Below are 13,859 nucleotides of genomic sequence, written 5' to 3'. Positions count from 1 at the left end.
TGAAAGGTAAATTATGCCCGTGGCTTATAACATCCATCCTGCATTTACAGTAGACGATGAAACCCTGCTGGAAACTGACCTGACGGCCTGCTATTTATTTGTATTGGTAGGAAGCGGCACCTTTAGTTATGTGGTGTATGATCCGGCTGTAAGGAAATTCCTGGCATTGAAGTCCTATCATTTTACCCCACGGAAAATGGCCCTTGCCGACCTGGAGATGATAGAGAATGTATTTGATACAGACAAACTGTTGTTTACTGCTTTTAAATCTATACTGTTGGCCTTTAATACCGGTAGCGGCGTATTGGTGCCCCACCTGTATTACATGCCGTCCATGAAGAAAGAATACCTGCATCTGGCCATGCCGGAAAAGATGCAAGAAGCCATCTTGTCGGATCTTCTTCCCGAATTACCCATGGTCAACGTTTACAGCGTTGATAAAGACCTGTTGGGCTTCCTGAGAAAAGAGTTTTCAACAGACCTGGTAATTCATGCCAATTCTGCCCTGTTGCAAGCCTATCCGCTGGACCTGGATTTCCACGCCAGCGAAGGGGTGGCTTTTGTAGAAGTACAACAGCAATGCTTTACACTCACTGTCTACGAGAAAGGAAAGCTCCTTATCCAACAGGAGTCGGACTATGAAACAGGATTGGATGTGGTATACACCCTGGTAAGTACTTTGCGCCAGTTAGGATTGGATGAACAGCAGGTGAAGGTAAAGCTGGGAGGGGTACTGGCTACCGATACAGGCGTATACCAGGAAATGTACAAGTTCATCCCGCGCCTGGAATGGATGCAACGATTACCGGGTTTCCACTACATCACTAAAATGCAGGAGATACCTGGTTATTATTTTCATAATCTATATGCGTTAGCGTTATGCGTATAATTGGAGGAGCGAGTGGAGGAAGAAGGATACAACCACCGGCAAAAATGCCGCATACCCGTCCTACTACAGATATTGCCAAGGGCGGTTTATTTAATATTCTTGAAAACAACCTGGATATTTCGGCGCTGAAAGCACTGGACCTGTTTGGCGGCACCGGGAGTATCAGCTATGAACTGGCTTCGAGGGGAGCTACCGATATTACCGTTGTTGAAAAAGATCCGGCCATGGCGGCCTTTATCGGCAAAACGGCGCAATCGCTGGGAATTACTACCCTGAAAACGGTAAAAATGGATGTTTTTAAATACCTCCAGCAGTGTACAGAGCAATTTGATCTGATTTTTGCAGACCCGCCTTATATGATGGAAACGCTGGATCAGTTGCCATTGCTGGTATTTGAAAGGGGATTACTGCATCCGGAAGGTTGGCTGGTGGTAGAACATACGCAGCATGAGAAATTCAAGGATTACTCCTATTACCGTTCTGAAAGAAATTATGGGGCTACGGTTTTCTCCATTTTTATCAACCGGGAGGCGCTCAAACGTTGACAGATATTATTTAAATCAATACCACTATCATGAGGATTTGTTTATTCCCAGGTACATTCGATCCCATTACACTGGGACATACGGATGTAATTAACCGCGGGCTCGATTTGTTTGACCGCCTGGTGGTCGGCATTGGTGTAAACAGCAACAAAACGCCGATGTTTGCACTGGAAGAGCGGATAGCGTGGATTAAAGAAATTTATAAAGATGATCCCCGGGTGGAAGTGGCTTCCTATTCGGGGTTAACGATTGACTTTTGTAAGCAGCTGGGCGCCCGTTTTATTCTCCGGGGTATCCGTTATGTCAGTGATTTCGAATATGAAAAGGCGATTGCCGATGTGAACCGGACGATAGCTCCGGGCATAGAAACCATTTTCCTGACCACTGTACCACAGTATTCCAGTATTGCCTCCACGCTGGTAAGGGATATTCACCGCTATGGCGGAGATGTGGCTCCTTTCCTGCCGGAAGTAGTGATGGAAGGCATCAGGCGTATTAAGCAATAACTTAAAGTAGTAGATATGAAAACGATCTGGCACAATACAAAAATTTCGCTGGATGATTTGAATGAGATGGGAGAAGCTACCATGGCCACTGTTTTGGGAATGGAGTTTACCGAGATAGGACCGGATTACCTGAAAATGATGATGCCGGTAGATCATAGAACCGTACAACCTTATGGATTGTTGCACGGCGGCGCCTCTGCTGCCTTGGCGGAAACCGTGGGCAGCATGGCATCAGGGCTCATTATCAACCCCGAAAAACAGATTTGCGTTGGAATGGAAGTTAATGCCAACCATGTGAGAGGGGTAAGAAGCGGGTATGTACATGCCTGCGCCCGTCCTTTGCATATAGGGGCCAACAGCCATGTATGGGATATTCGTATTACAGACGACCAGCACCGGCTGGTTTGCGTAAGCCGGCTCACCGTAGCCATCCTGGCCAAAAAGTAAACAGGCAGTACAGGTTCATCTGGAAAGATGATTCCAAATGAACCTGGTGCTTAAATATGTGCTGCCCTGAAAACTTCCCTGATATTTTCGTAGGAGTACTTCAAGTATTTATCCACGTTTTCAGGTCTGATCCATTGCAGGTCCTGGATGTCTTCTTCAATCTGAGGTACCGTCAGTTCTGTACCGGTAAAGTGCATACGGTACCAATAGGTATGTTTCAATACCTTCTTATTTTTCATCGGGTAATAGTGAAATGTTTCCGTAATTTTCTTTTCCAGGGAAACGGTATGTAAACCGGTTTCCTCCGCCACTTCCCGCAGGGCACAAATCTCCAGGTCTTCCCCGGGATCACGTTTACCTTTAGGCAAATCCCACTTTCCCCTGCGGAACATCATCAGCACTTCCCCGGCAGGATTGGTAATTAATCCACCTGCAGCCACCAAGGTAGTAAAATGCAGAGACACCTTTTTAAAGAGTTTTTTTACATCCGGCGCGATGAAAACCGCCGCATCTTTTTTCCCATTTTCCAGTTTCTGTAACACACTTTCCATTTTCTCTGGGTCGGGATTATTATACGCTTTAGCATGGGTAAAGTGTGCCGGCATCGCTGTATCCGCGGTTAGTAGAAGAGGTCGCTCGTTGAGATAGATCGTAATGTTTTCTTGCATGCCGCAAATTTAAGCAGAAAGCGGAAAGCAGAAAGCAAAAAGCTATTAAAGCGGATGACGACCTGCATAGATACTTCGCTTTAATAGCTTTTTGCTTTCTGCTTTCCGCTTTCTGCTCTTAAAAAAAACAAGTACTTTTGGCGATTGTATGAATAAAGTAAGCGAAAAACAAGTTGCAGAAAAATTACTGCAGGTGCAGGCCGTAAAATTAAGTCCTGCCCAACCCTTTACATGGGCTTCCGGCTGGAAATCGCCGATCTATTGCGATAACAGGAAGATTTTATCTTATCCTTACGTGCGTGACTATATTAAATCTGAGTTGTGCAACCTGGTATTTGAAACTTTTCCTGACGCGGCAGTAATTGCCGGTGTAGCTACGGCGGGTATTCCGCACGGAGCGCTGGTAGCTGATCAACTAAAACTTCCTTTTATTTATGTAAGATCCAAGCCTAAAGAACATGGCATGGGCAACCAAATTGAAGGCGTATTGCAACCTGGTCAGCCGGTAGTGGTGGTAGAGGACCTGATTTCTACCGGTAAAAGCAGCCTCGAAGCAGTACAGGCTATTCGTGCTGCCGGCGGCGAAGTTATTGGCATGGTGTCTATCTTCAATTACGGATTTGATGTAGCGGTAAAAGCGTTCGAAGCAGCCGGAGTTCCTTTCCATTCGCTCAGCAATTACAATGCAATGATTGCGCTGGCAGAAGAAAAAGGTATTGTTTCTACCGATGAAATCAGCACCCTGCAAGCCTGGAGAGCCGCTCCGGATCAGTGGGGCCGTTAGTTCAATGGTATATCACTTTTTTTGTATATTCGGGTATAATATTACAACTATGCGTATCCTAAAATTAGTCGTGTTATTCCTGTTTGCCAGTGTGGGCATGACCATGGCACAACAGAAACAGAAGTCCATCGAAACCGTAAAGATCAGCACACCTACCGTGCAATGCGAATCGTGCAAAAACCGTATTGAAAGGTATATGTCGCACGAAGAAGGCGTACAGGCCGTGAAGGTAGACTTCAAAAAGCATATTACCACGGTAAAATACTGGACCGACCGTACCAATATTGAGAATATCAAGACAGGTATTGCCAATGCGGGATACGATGCAGATAATGTAACTGCTAATCCTGAATCTTATGCCAAACTGCCTACCTGCTGTAAGAAGCCGGAAGACGGCGGTGGTATGGATCCCAAGAAAAAGCATTAATGAATAACAGCAACAGCCTTTAACCCAGTTAAAGGCTGTTGTGTTATATACTTTCCGCTTTTAAACCTACTCCTATTCCCATACTTTTTAACCCGCTGAAGCATCATCTCGCTGCGCTCCAGCATACGCTTTTACAATCGGAGCCATCCGAAATCCGCCAAAAATTACTGGCGCTGGGCAATTCCCAGATGGATATGTATGCCGGGGAGCTGGATACCACCACTATTTTCAATAAAGTCAGAAACTGGTTACAGGAACGAAGGATCTACGAAAAAACGGCTTATGCCGCTTTCCTGGTACGGCAACAGGGGTATGCCACGGTGGTATTGTCGGATACCTCCCGTTGGATATTACGGATAGCGGCTGACCAGCAGTTGTATATCCATCTTCATCCAGGGCGCTATAGTCCTCATACCTTCCGGGTAAAAGCTACAGCGCTTAAAACGGCCCTCGCTTACCGGGTAGCAGAACGGCACCGGTTATTGACAGGTAATTTGCTGCAGGATCTGAATGCATTGCGGAAAGAGCTTCAACTGTCGCCGTTAAGAAGCGCCACAGAAAGCAGTCATATTATGGAAATTATTGACTTATTAAAGCGAACGGGATCAGAAGAAATTTAAGGCTTGTTTGGTTTCGCATTTAATCGGGAAGGGGAGAAAGATGCCTCCTTTACCTACTTTACAGCGGCCGTTGGCCCGGATGGTTACTTCTTTATTGGAGAAGGCGGACATGGCATTTTTGAAAATGTTGCCCATATTTACTTCTAGTTTTACCGGGAAGTAAAAAGTATCCCTGGCAGGTATGGCGATGGTAGAATCCTGGATAGAATGACCTACCGGGGTGTCATCAAAAAAGAGATCGAAGTCGGCATCTTTTAACTGGAGCCGGTAACTATTGGGATTGTAATATGCCAACGTCAGCCGTACAATACTTTTAGACATACCGAACTCGTCCATACTCACACCAGCTACCCTTACAAACTGAATATCCTTGTTTTTTTCGCAAGAGCTTGCTAGTCCCCAAACAATAAAAATGGCCAATATTAATCTAAGCAGTTTCATCAGTAAGCCGGTAATTTAAATTTACCCAAACCTACTGCAAAGCTTTTAGTTCTCAAAACGGGATAGTTGAATTGGGAAACTTTTAACGATACCCCGTTTTCAATGGCAGAAGTGGCTTAAAAGAATGATGCATTAAATACATATAAATAAAAACTTTCTTTAGGAGAATATGTTATCTTAGCATTCCTTCCTGTGTTCGCTAAAAATGAACGAAAAAGCGACTAATTTCTTTAGTATTTTTGCATTCCGGAGACTTTTTGACTAAAGTAAAAGCTACTAATTTTATTAGCATATTATTATAAATGCTATGAATTCTTAACCAATTACTTAAAGTAAATTGTTAAGTAACTGACTTGAAGTAAACGCCAGGTAAAAAGGGGAATGTTCGGGTACCTGGTTTTAAAAATTTGACATTATGACAGCGACTGCAAAAATGAGAGTATTATTAATTGAATCTCAGTATTTTCCACCCATTGATTCATATAAAACTTTATTAAACCACGATATATTACAGATTGAGAAATATGAACACTATCAAAAGCTGAGTTACAGGAACCGTTGTTATGTAGCGGGCCCAAATGGACGAATGATTTTGAGTGTGCCCTTGACCCGGGGGAAGAACCAGCGGACCGTGATGAAGGATGTGAGGATCAGCAATGAGGAAAAATGGCAGAGTTTGCATTGGAAAACGCTGGTGTCTGCTTATCGTCGCTCTCCCTGGTTTGAATATTATGAAGCGGATTTGCAGGAGTTATATGAGCAGGAATTTAAATATTTGCTGGATTGGAACCTGGCTTGTTTTGAATGGATGAATAGCAAGCTCGGCATTGTCGTGCCGATTACCTTTACCGAAAGTTATCAAAAGGAAACCAGCGGAGTGACAGATGCCCGGGATACGATACTGCCGGGACCGGTAGTTACGGGAGGGCCTGCTTTGTACACCCAGGTATTCCAGGAACGTACCGGATTTCTCCCGGGATTAAGCTGCCTCGACCTGCTTTTTTGTGAAGGAAAACAGGCATTAAAAGTACTGCAGGAGGGCAGTGGAAAATAGTGTTTAATATTATTTAACTTATTGATTTGTAATTGTCTGTATATTTGCCAGGGTAATGAGGCCTGTAAAATCAATACCTCCCGAAAAAAATTAGGGTGGCAATCAACAAAATATTTAGATTTGCAACCTATTTTGCTGGGGTTCGAACTGACGTAGGTGTGTAAACCAGGAGTTTCCCAGTGAGGGAAAAATGGATTGTTATCCTGATATTTTTTTCTATTACTAATTCCTAAAATTCATTTGCAGTACTAAATGAACAACACCTACACAGACCTGGTTAAGCAGACTTTTGAATTTCCCCAGGAGGGCTTTGAAGTAAAAGACAACTACCTGGAATTTAATGGTCTGGATATTAAGGCATTGATTGACAAGTACGGAACTCCATTTAAGTTGACCTTCCTTCCTAAGATCGGAATGCAGATCAACAAGGCTAAGAAGATGTTCCAGGACGCCATTAAAAAGAACAGGTACGATGGAGAATACTTTTATTGCTACTGTACTAAAAGTTCACATTTCTCCTTTATTATGGAGGAAACGTTGAAGCATGGTGTTCATATTGAAACTTCCTTTGCCTACGATATCGACATTGTCAATAAGTTGTATGAGCGTAAGAAGATCAGTAAGGATACTTACATTATCTGCAACGGGTTTAAGACCAAGGCCTACACACGGGCTATCTCCAGGCTGATCAACAGTGGATTTAAGAATGTGCTGCCTATTCTGGATAACAAGGAAGAGCTGGAAGATTATAAGAGAAACGTTCGGATCAAGGATAAGGATAAAGTGAAACTGGGAATACGTGTGGCAGCAGAAGAAGAGCCTAGCTTTGACTTTTATACCTCCCGCCTGGGCATTCCTCCGCGTGATATCCTGGAATATTACGTGGATAAAATAAAAGGTAATGAGAAGTTTGAGCTCAAGATGCTGCACTTCTTTATGAATAAGGGGATTAAGGATGATATTTATTACTGGAGCCAGTTTAACCGTGTAATGAATCTCTACTGCCAGCTAAAAAAAATCTGTCCTGAACTGGATAGCATTAACATAGGCGGTGGGTTCCCTATCAAACACTCTCTTGGTTTCGATTATGACTATAATTATATCGTAAACGAGATTGTGGCCAATATCAAGAGCATGTGTAAAAAGAACAAGGTACCTGTACCGAATATTTACACAGAGTTTGGCTCATTTACTGTAGGTGAAAGCGGCGCCGTGATCTATAGCGTAGTAGGAGAGAAAATGCAGAATGATCGCGAGTCATGGTACATGATCGATAGCTCTTTCATTACTACCTTGCCTGATACCTGGGGGATCGGGGAAAAATTCCTGATGTTGCCGATTAATAAATGGGACCAGGAATACCAGGAAGTACATCTTGGCGGACTTACCTGTGACGGATACGATTTTTATACATCTGAAGAACATATTAACGCCGTATTCCTGCCTAAGCAACAGGCGTCTGGGGAGCCACTGTATATCGGATTTTTCCATACAGGCGCTTACCAGGATCAATTGAGCGGCTATGGAGGGATCAAGCACTGCCTGATTCCTTCCCCCAAGCATGTGATTGTGGGATACGATAAAAATGGCCAGTTGAAGGATTGGTTATATGCGAAAGAACAAACTTCTCAGAGTATGTTAAAGATTTTGGGTTATTAAAAAAATGGGTTAGTAATCCTACTGAAAGCCCCCCGATTATTCGGGGGGCTTATTTTTTTCATTTTTTTCTCTCAGTATAATAAAAAAAAGGCTTTCATTTTATTGAAAGCCCATCATGGCATAGGTTATAAATAATATTCATCGGCATAAGGAAAATAGGTGATGAATTTGATAGCGCGAAGATAGGGTTATCCTATAGCACTGATAAGCCCCGAAAGTTGTAATTTTTTCTAATCTCTTTTTGATCAAACAACCGGCTAAAGCAATAATTTATTATCATGTTGGTCCAAAATAGGACAAATGGTAATATTTACTCATCCATATCCATCGAAAGGTTTCAATAGCATTTAAGGTGGTATAACACAGATGTGTAAGATTACATTTCGCCGGGTTCATTCAGGAAATCAATAGCAGTACCACATTGTTTTTCGATTTCTGTAAAACAGGCTTCCAGGAATTCCGTCTCTCCTTTCAGGAAGGCAGATTTCCCTGAGCGGGAAAATCCTTTTACCAGCAGAAACTGTTTGGTTAAATGTTGATTAATCAGGGAAAGGTGCTGTTGTTGTTTTTCGGCTGTTCTTTTTTGCTCCAGGGAGATAATGTTCCGGTAATATTGTCCGAGCGCCCTGATAAGAAACAGCAGGTACATGCCCACAATCAGCGGATTAGCCAGGTATTGAAAAACGGGTGAATAGCCGGGGCTTACATACACCGCAATATTATTGAGTTTAACATAGGCTATCGTTACCAGGTAAGTGCAGAGGATAAGGCTCCATAACAGTGTGGCTGCGAGGTTGGCTGTAATGTAGCAGAGCAGGATGCTCATAATCCATATCAGTGTGTACTTGGGGCTTAGGTCCTGGTTGTTGAGAAAAGATGAAATGATAGGAATGATGAGCGTGGTCATAGAAGTGAGCAGCCCCACTTTCTTAGCCGCTACTCCCTTTCTGAGCAACATCAGGCAGCCTATAAGAATACCGATCATCACCGGGATGAGTATCATATTCACCCTGTTCATGCTAAGCATATTGATGAACAGTAAACTCATGAGCAGTACCGCATAGAAGAATGCATAATCAAAGATGAGTTTGATCTTTGCCTGTTCATAAGTGTTTGGGGTGTGAAGGATCACATGGCCAATTACCGCCTTTTCTGCGTTTAAGTAGATATTTTTTATGAATAACCAACCTTGTTGGAAGCGCTTTGCCATTAGTAGGTGCTTAGGCAGGCAAATTATTCTTTAATCAACTAGAAGAGATTCAACGTTTGTGTGAATTCTACACAATAGAAAAATGTAATATGAGCGTCTGGCAGACAATAAAAAAAGGCTGCTCTATACAGAGCAACCTTTTTAAACCCTACTGTTACCAAGTTCCCTTACGGGAACCTGCTTCCCTTATTCCACTACTATTTCTTTAGGGGTGTCCTGTTTGTTTTCCTTTTTGCCAAGGGTTACTTTCAGGATACCGTTATCGTATTTTGCGTTGATCTTGCCAGCGTCTACCAGTTCACTGATAGTGAAGGAGCGTTTGAAAGATTTGAAGTTGAATTCCCGGCGTACCTGCTTGTCGGTTTCATTCTTAGCTTCGGTTTTCTTTTCTGCGCTGATGGTAATCGCCTTATCGTCGGCGCTGATCTTAAAGTCTTCTTTAGAAAATCCGGGAGCTACTACATCAAGCAGGAACGCTTCTGGTGTTTCTACGATGTTTACCGGAGGATGAGTGGTAAAATAATCGTTGGTCAGAAAATCATCTTTTACATACTTATTCAATCCTCCATTGAGAATGTCTTCTACAAATCCACCAAATGTTTTGGGAAGCGGGCTGTGGTTAAATTTAATGTGTGTCATAGTTGCTATAAATTTTTTTTAGTGAAATCAATTTTTGTTTTGATACCCGGTACAAATCAAATGGGATACCATGCCAGTAAAACTGCTATTTTGTTAGTAAAAACGTTACAGATTGTGACATAATGTCGTTTGTATTGTATTTTTTATGTCAAAAAGTCTATGTGAGTATCCATTTTTTTACTTTTTCCGGGTATATATTTAACTTTGTAAAAAATATAAACAGAAAAAACTCTAATTATATGTATCCAGCGGAACTAGTAATGCCCATGAAGGCAGAATTGACAGATAACGGCTTTGAAGAATTGCTCACGCCGGAAAGTGTTGACACTACATTGCAGAAAGACGGAACTACCCTGGTGGTTATCAACTCTGTATGTGGCTGTTCGGCAGGTACTGCCCGTCCGGGTGTATTAATGGCGGTAGCACACAGCGAAAAGAAACCAGACAGACTGACGACCAGTTTTGCAGGTTTTGACGGTGAGGCGGTTAAACAAATCCGTACCCACCTGATGCCTTATCCCCCTTCTTCTCCAGCGATTGCTTTATTTAAGAATGGTGAATTGGTACACATGATTGAACGTCATATGATTGAAGGACGGTCTGCACAAATGATTGCAGCCAACCTGCTGGACGCATTCGAACAGTATTGCTAAATATTCACATTTCTAAAATCCAACTTAGAAATTCGAAATTGCATCGTACTTTGGTGGTTTGATTTTCCTTTTGATTAAATTCGGCTTTGTTCATAGGAAAACTCAGATCACCAATTTTTTTACGGCTATGTATCCTAATCTATATTACGCGTTCAGAGATCTGCTCGGCTTAGAATTACCATTTTTAAAGATTTTCCAGACGTTTGGTTTTTTTGTGGCCATCGCTTTCCTGGCGGGGGCTTATATTTTAACGCGTGAGTTAAAACGCCGTGAACAACTGGGGCTGCTGATCGGCATTCCCGAAAAGATAGTAACGGGGTTGCCCGCTTCCCAGGGGGAGATTATTGGCAATGCCGTGGTGGGTTTTCTGCTTGGATACAAAATTCTCGGTATATTCTTTAATTGGGACACGGCTTCCCAGGACTTACAAGGTTTTGTGTTTTCCGGCCAGGGTAGTCTGTTTGCCGGTATATTGCTGGCAGCTGCCATGGGAGGGTATAAATACTATTCCAAAAAGAAAACGGCGAAAGCCAAGCCTGAAGAGCATACGGTGTTGGTGATGCCTCATCAGCGGGTGCCGGATATTATCGTAATGGCTGCCATTGCCGGTTTGCTGGGCGCTAAAATTTTTCACAATCTCGAAAACTGGAACGACTTCGTACAAGACCCGGTAGGCGCCTTATTGTCGTTCAGCGGGCTCACCTTTTATGGAGGGTTAATTGTGGCCACCATCGTAATTCTCAGCTATGCTAAAAAAAGGAAGATAAATATCCGTGCTCTCATCGACAGTGCAGCGCCGGCATTGATGCTGGCGTATGCGATTGGAAGAATGGGTTGCCATTTTTCCGGAGATGGCGACTGGGGAATTTATAACAGCGCCTATACTATTGATACCAACACAGGGCATACCGTAAAGATGGCGACGGCCAACTTCAACGAGGCCGTACAGAAGAATGCCGCTTTCTTCCAGCAACAATATCCCAGTATTGATAAAATACCACATGCCGCTTTTGAGAAGCCAGCTGCCCTGGGCTTTTTACCGGACTGGTTTTTTGCCTACGGCTATCCCCATAACGTAATAAAAGAGGGCGTGCAACTGGCTGGTTGCGACGGACAGTACTGTAAGGTGCTACCCATTGCCGTATATCCCACGCCGTTATATGAAATATTGGGATGTCTGGTTTTATTCCTTGTGCTTTGGGCTATTCGTAAAAAAGTAAAAATACCAGGTGTGCTGTTTGGCATATACCTGATATTAAATGGCATTGAGCGGTTTTTTATCGAAAAGATTCGGGTAGATACCCGCTATGATATTTTCGGCTATCATCCCACACAGGCGGAGATTATTTCTACGCTCCTGGTTATTGGTGGTATCGTACTGATTACCATCTACCGTAAAAATAATGCTGGGTCCAATAAGCTTTCCTGATAATAATTTATGCAACGTCACTCGTCTCTATTACCTCTGTCGCACGAACACAAGCGTCTTTTATTCGTATGCCGCTACCTGAAAAAAGATGCGGCACCCTATGAAGGGTTTCCATTAGAAACCCAAGCCAGATTTGAATATATCGTTAAGGTATTCCAGGAACTAATGGTACCCCATATACAGAAAGAAGAATATCTTTTTGAAAAATGCATTGGGAAAAATGTGGCTATCGACGCCATGATAAAGGAATTACAGGAAGAACACCTGGTAATATCCCGGATGTACAGCACACTTACCGACAGTGTTGACCTGGACACCGCAATGGACGCGTTGGCCAGAAGCCTGGAAGCACATATACGGAAAGAAGAACGGGAGTTTTTCGAATTACTGCAACGCGAATTACCGCAACTCCTGGATGCATTACAACTGGAAAATCAATAAATGTATTGAACGTGTTATTGTACAACTTTTCGAGAAGTATTAATTTTTCATTAGAGTTATAATCGCACTGAGAATCCCTAATATTGGTCTGTCTACTATCCTGATATTTATTGTTTCTCCTTGTTTGTTGAGCTGGTAGTAACCTGTGGCTATTTAAATAGTTTTATGCGTACGTTATATTATAGCTTCATCATGTGTTGCTGCTTATCTGTAAGCCTCCAGGTGTTGGGATTATCGAGAGAAGACAGTCTTAGTAAATATGACAAGCTGGACTCATCGGAAATAATTGCAGCTTCTTTTACTTATAAGGTAGGTGAACAAGAGCTTGGTCAGGGAGCTATTTTGTGTGTCCCTGATGGATATCGTTTGCTGGATGCACGGCAAAGCCGGTTATTGGTGGAAAACATATGGGGCAATCCGGAGGATCCGAATATGCTGGGGGTATTGTTGCCTCCCAAGACCGCGCCTACAGACAAAGATTTCAGTGGATTTGTGATTTCGTTTGAGCCTTCCGGCCACCTGGACGAACAGGAGGCGGGAAAGATCAATTATAGCCGGTTGTTATATACTATGAAGGAGGAGTTGAAAAACTATAATGTATTGCGCACCCGGCATGGAGAAGGGACGATCAATAGTATGGACTGGGCTTTTCCTCCCTATTTCGATAAAAAAAATCATTCCCTTCACTGGGCCAGGGTATTGCATTTTGCCGACAAGCAACCTGCTATACTGAATTATGAGGTCCGGTTTCTGAGCAGAAATGGTGCATTATGTTTTACTGCTGTTGGTAAACCTACGGATATGGCTCGTTTGCGGAAACAGATGGAGTTGGTGACGGCCGCTGCCCGTTTTTCCGCTGGAAATAGCTACACCGATTTTAATCCCAGGACAGACGTCGCCGCCCAATGGACCCCTGAAATCACTATGGTGAGCAACAGCCTCCTGTCTGTCGACAAACTCTTGTCTGGATTACGGAGTATATTATTAACAGTATTGGTATCTCTATGTATGGTATTATTTGTATATGTTATGCAATATTATCATCACCACCGTCGTAAACCTACCTATCGTAAGATGATAGATGAGCGTTTGAATTAGGCGGAAGCGTAAAGCTGAAAGCAAAAAGCTATTATACAGTATAATCTTGGCGAATAATAAAAAAATCGCGCTGGTCATACTATATAATAGCTTTTTGCTTTCAGCTTTACGCTTTCTTGCCTTTTTTGTAACATAACCCTTCCTTAGTCGTCTTTTTATCGTCCCATCAAACTTTTTACCGTTCATACCTTTCTATAAACCGTTTGTGTAATGCTATGTACTGTGTAATGCATAATACCTACTTTTACATCGTAGTAGTTAATCTAATGTAGTAGTTTAACCACTGTAGTATATGAGCTAAGGTTCTAAAGAAATAAACTATCAAACCAAACAACATCTAAAACACTCT

The 13,859-nt window shown here is 42.8% G+C and carries 17 protein-coding genes; 13 read left to right on the top strand and 4 right to left on the bottom strand.

Going from position 1 to position 13,859, the window contains the following annotated elements:
* The first annotated feature begins 19 nt into the window (after nucleotides 1-19).
* The 4 genes from HGH90_RS26995 to HGH90_RS26980 are packed head-to-tail and all read left to right on the top strand — an operon-like array spanning nucleotide 20 to nucleotide 2,387.
* Complete coding sequence (locus tag HGH90_RS26995; RefSeq protein ID WP_168767163.1) at nucleotides 20-889, top strand: DUF3822 family protein; 870 nt, start codon at nucleotides 20-22, stop codon at nucleotides 887-889.
* Nucleotides 880-1,434, top strand: coding sequence for an RsmD family RNA methyltransferase (locus tag HGH90_RS26990; RefSeq protein WP_168767162.1), 555 nt, complete (start codon nucleotides 880-882; stop codon nucleotides 1,432-1,434). The genes HGH90_RS26995 and HGH90_RS26990 overlap by 10 nt, the downstream gene beginning before the upstream one ends.
* A 29-nt stretch (nucleotides 1,435-1,463) precedes the next feature.
* The gene (coaD, locus tag HGH90_RS26985; protein ID WP_168767161.1) at nucleotides 1,464-1,940 is read left to right on the top strand and encodes a pantetheine-phosphate adenylyltransferase; all 477 of its coding nucleotides are present in this window, start codon (nucleotides 1,464-1,466) and stop codon (nucleotides 1,938-1,940) included.
* Nucleotides 1,941-1,955: 15 nt separating this feature from the next.
* Nucleotides 1,956-2,387: a hotdog fold thioesterase gene (locus HGH90_RS26980; RefSeq protein WP_168767160.1), complete on the top strand. Its 432-nt coding sequence runs from the start codon at nucleotides 1,956-1,958 to the stop codon at nucleotides 2,385-2,387.
* A 50-nt stretch (nucleotides 2,388-2,437) separates the two neighbouring features.
* Here HGH90_RS26980 and HGH90_RS26975 read toward each other — a convergent pair whose 3' ends face one another.
* Entirely contained in the window at nucleotides 2,438-3,055 is a 618-nt protein-coding gene (locus HGH90_RS26975) for an NUDIX hydrolase (RefSeq protein ID WP_168767159.1), read from the bottom strand.
* A gap of 148 nt (nucleotides 3,056-3,203) precedes the next feature.
* On the opposite strand from HGH90_RS26975, the gene pyrE reads away from it, so the two are divergent.
* From pyrE to HGH90_RS26960, 3 genes are read left to right on the top strand one after another with little or no spacing between them, the layout of a single operon-like run.
* Nucleotides 3,204-3,839, top strand: coding sequence for an orotate phosphoribosyltransferase (gene pyrE / locus HGH90_RS26970; protein WP_168767158.1), 636 nt, complete (start codon nucleotides 3,204-3,206; stop codon nucleotides 3,837-3,839).
* A gap of 49 nt (nucleotides 3,840-3,888) precedes the next feature.
* Nucleotides 3,889-4,266, top strand: coding sequence for a heavy-metal-associated domain-containing protein (locus tag HGH90_RS26965; protein WP_169192322.1), 378 nt, complete (start codon nucleotides 3,889-3,891; stop codon nucleotides 4,264-4,266).
* A 38-nt stretch (nucleotides 4,267-4,304) separates the two neighbouring features.
* Nucleotides 4,305-4,886 (top strand): hypothetical protein, encoded by a 582-nt coding sequence (locus HGH90_RS26960; RefSeq protein WP_169192321.1) that lies wholly within the window; start codon nucleotides 4,305-4,307, stop codon nucleotides 4,884-4,886.
* Here HGH90_RS26960 and HGH90_RS26955 read toward each other — a convergent pair.
* Nucleotides 4,872-5,327, bottom strand: a complete 456-nt coding sequence (locus tag HGH90_RS26955; protein WP_169192320.1) for an LEA type 2 family protein — start codon at nucleotides 5,325-5,327, stop codon at nucleotides 4,872-4,874. The two genes, HGH90_RS26960 and HGH90_RS26955, sit on opposite strands and share 15 nt — an antisense overlap.
* Nucleotides 5,328-5,742: 415 nt before the next feature.
* Between HGH90_RS26955 and HGH90_RS26950 the strand changes: the two genes are divergently transcribed.
* Nucleotides 5,743-6,381, top strand: coding sequence for a WbqC family protein (locus HGH90_RS26950; protein ID WP_169192319.1), 639 nt, complete (start codon nucleotides 5,743-5,745; stop codon nucleotides 6,379-6,381).
* 252 nt (nucleotides 6,382-6,633) lie between these two features.
* Complete coding sequence (locus tag HGH90_RS26945) at nucleotides 6,634-8,040, top strand: arginine decarboxylase (RefSeq protein WP_145674920.1); 1,407 nt, start codon at nucleotides 6,634-6,636, stop codon at nucleotides 8,038-8,040.
* Nucleotides 8,041-8,416: 376 nt separating this feature from the next.
* Here the strand turns inward: HGH90_RS26945 and HGH90_RS26940 are convergent, their stop codons facing one another.
* Both HGH90_RS26940 and HGH90_RS26935 read right to left on the bottom strand, forming a co-directional pair.
* Nucleotides 8,417-9,250 (bottom strand): hypothetical protein, encoded by an 834-nt coding sequence (locus HGH90_RS26940; protein WP_168767153.1) that lies wholly within the window; start codon nucleotides 9,248-9,250, stop codon nucleotides 8,417-8,419.
* 186 nt (nucleotides 9,251-9,436) lie between these two features.
* Nucleotides 9,437-9,889, bottom strand: coding sequence for an Hsp20/alpha crystallin family protein (locus HGH90_RS26935; RefSeq protein WP_169192318.1), 453 nt, complete (start codon nucleotides 9,887-9,889; stop codon nucleotides 9,437-9,439).
* Between the two features lie 239 nt (nucleotides 9,890-10,128).
* Between HGH90_RS26935 and HGH90_RS26930 the strand changes: the two genes are divergently transcribed.
* The 4 genes from HGH90_RS26930 (at nucleotide 10,129) to HGH90_RS26915 (ending at nucleotide 13,510) form a co-directional block, all read left to right on the top strand.
* Nucleotides 10,129-10,542: a BrxA/BrxB family bacilliredoxin gene (locus tag HGH90_RS26930; RefSeq protein ID WP_145674926.1), complete on the top strand. Its 414-nt coding sequence runs from the start codon at nucleotides 10,129-10,131 to the stop codon at nucleotides 10,540-10,542.
* A 127-nt stretch (nucleotides 10,543-10,669) separates the two neighbouring features.
* The gene (locus HGH90_RS26925; protein ID WP_168767151.1) at nucleotides 10,670-11,971 is read left to right on the top strand and encodes a prolipoprotein diacylglyceryl transferase; all 1,302 of its coding nucleotides are present in this window, start codon (nucleotides 10,670-10,672) and stop codon (nucleotides 11,969-11,971) included.
* Nucleotides 11,972-11,980: 9 nt separating this feature from the next.
* Nucleotides 11,981-12,412, top strand: coding sequence for a hemerythrin domain-containing protein (locus tag HGH90_RS26920; protein WP_168767150.1), 432 nt, complete (start codon nucleotides 11,981-11,983; stop codon nucleotides 12,410-12,412).
* Nucleotides 12,413-12,577: 165 nt separating this feature from the next.
* On the top strand, nucleotides 12,578-13,510 hold the full coding sequence (locus tag HGH90_RS26915; RefSeq protein WP_168767149.1) for a DUF2167 domain-containing protein: 933 nt from the start codon (nucleotides 12,578-12,580) through the stop codon (nucleotides 13,508-13,510).
* Nucleotides 13,511-13,859: the final 349 nt, after the last annotated feature.

Source organism: Chitinophaga sp. Ak27 (genome assembly GCF_012726295.1).
In the GTDB taxonomy this organism is placed as follows: Bacteria; Bacteroidota; Bacteroidia; order Chitinophagales; family Chitinophagaceae; genus Chitinophaga.
The sequence above is the reverse complement of the archived record's forward strand: the minus strand, read 5'-3'. Positions and strand labels throughout refer to the sequence as shown.

Excerpts from the sequence above, each read along its gene's own strand:
- HGH90_RS26990 (WP_168767162.1), top strand. The coding sequence starts at position 880 with ATGCGTATAATTGGAGGAGCGAGTGGAGGAAGAAGGATACAACCACCG.
- coaD (WP_168767161.1), top strand. The coding sequence starts at position 1,464 with ATGAGGATTTGTTTATTCCCAGGTACATTCGATCCCATTACACTGGGA.
- HGH90_RS26980 (WP_168767160.1), top strand. The coding sequence starts at position 1,956 with ATGAAAACGATCTGGCACAATACAAAAATTTCGCTGGATGATTTGAAT.
- HGH90_RS26975 (WP_168767159.1), bottom strand. The coding sequence starts at position 3,055 with ATGCAAGAAAACATTACGATCTATCTCAACGAGCGACCTCTTCTACTA.
- pyrE (WP_168767158.1), top strand. The coding sequence starts at position 3,204 with ATGAATAAAGTAAGCGAAAAACAAGTTGCAGAAAAATTACTGCAGGTG.
- HGH90_RS26965 (WP_169192322.1), top strand. The coding sequence starts at position 3,889 with ATGCGTATCCTAAAATTAGTCGTGTTATTCCTGTTTGCCAGTGTGGGC.
- HGH90_RS26955 (WP_169192320.1), bottom strand. The coding sequence starts at position 5,327 with ATGAAACTGCTTAGATTAATATTGGCCATTTTTATTGTTTGGGGACTA.
- HGH90_RS26950 (WP_169192319.1), top strand. The coding sequence starts at position 5,743 with ATGACAGCGACTGCAAAAATGAGAGTATTATTAATTGAATCTCAGTAT.
- HGH90_RS26945 (WP_145674920.1), top strand. The coding sequence starts at position 6,634 with ATGAACAACACCTACACAGACCTGGTTAAGCAGACTTTTGAATTTCCC.
- HGH90_RS26940 (WP_168767153.1), bottom strand. The coding sequence starts at position 9,250 with ATGGCAAAGCGCTTCCAACAAGGTTGGTTATTCATAAAAAATATCTAC.
- HGH90_RS26935 (WP_169192318.1), bottom strand. The coding sequence starts at position 9,889 with ATGACACACATTAAATTTAACCACAGCCCGCTTCCCAAAACATTTGGT.
- HGH90_RS26930 (WP_145674926.1), top strand. The coding sequence starts at position 10,129 with ATGTATCCAGCGGAACTAGTAATGCCCATGAAGGCAGAATTGACAGAT.
- HGH90_RS26925 (WP_168767151.1), top strand. The coding sequence starts at position 10,670 with ATGTATCCTAATCTATATTACGCGTTCAGAGATCTGCTCGGCTTAGAA.
- HGH90_RS26920 (WP_168767150.1), top strand. The coding sequence starts at position 11,981 with ATGCAACGTCACTCGTCTCTATTACCTCTGTCGCACGAACACAAGCGT.
- HGH90_RS26915 (WP_168767149.1), top strand. The coding sequence starts at position 12,578 with ATGCGTACGTTATATTATAGCTTCATCATGTGTTGCTGCTTATCTGTA.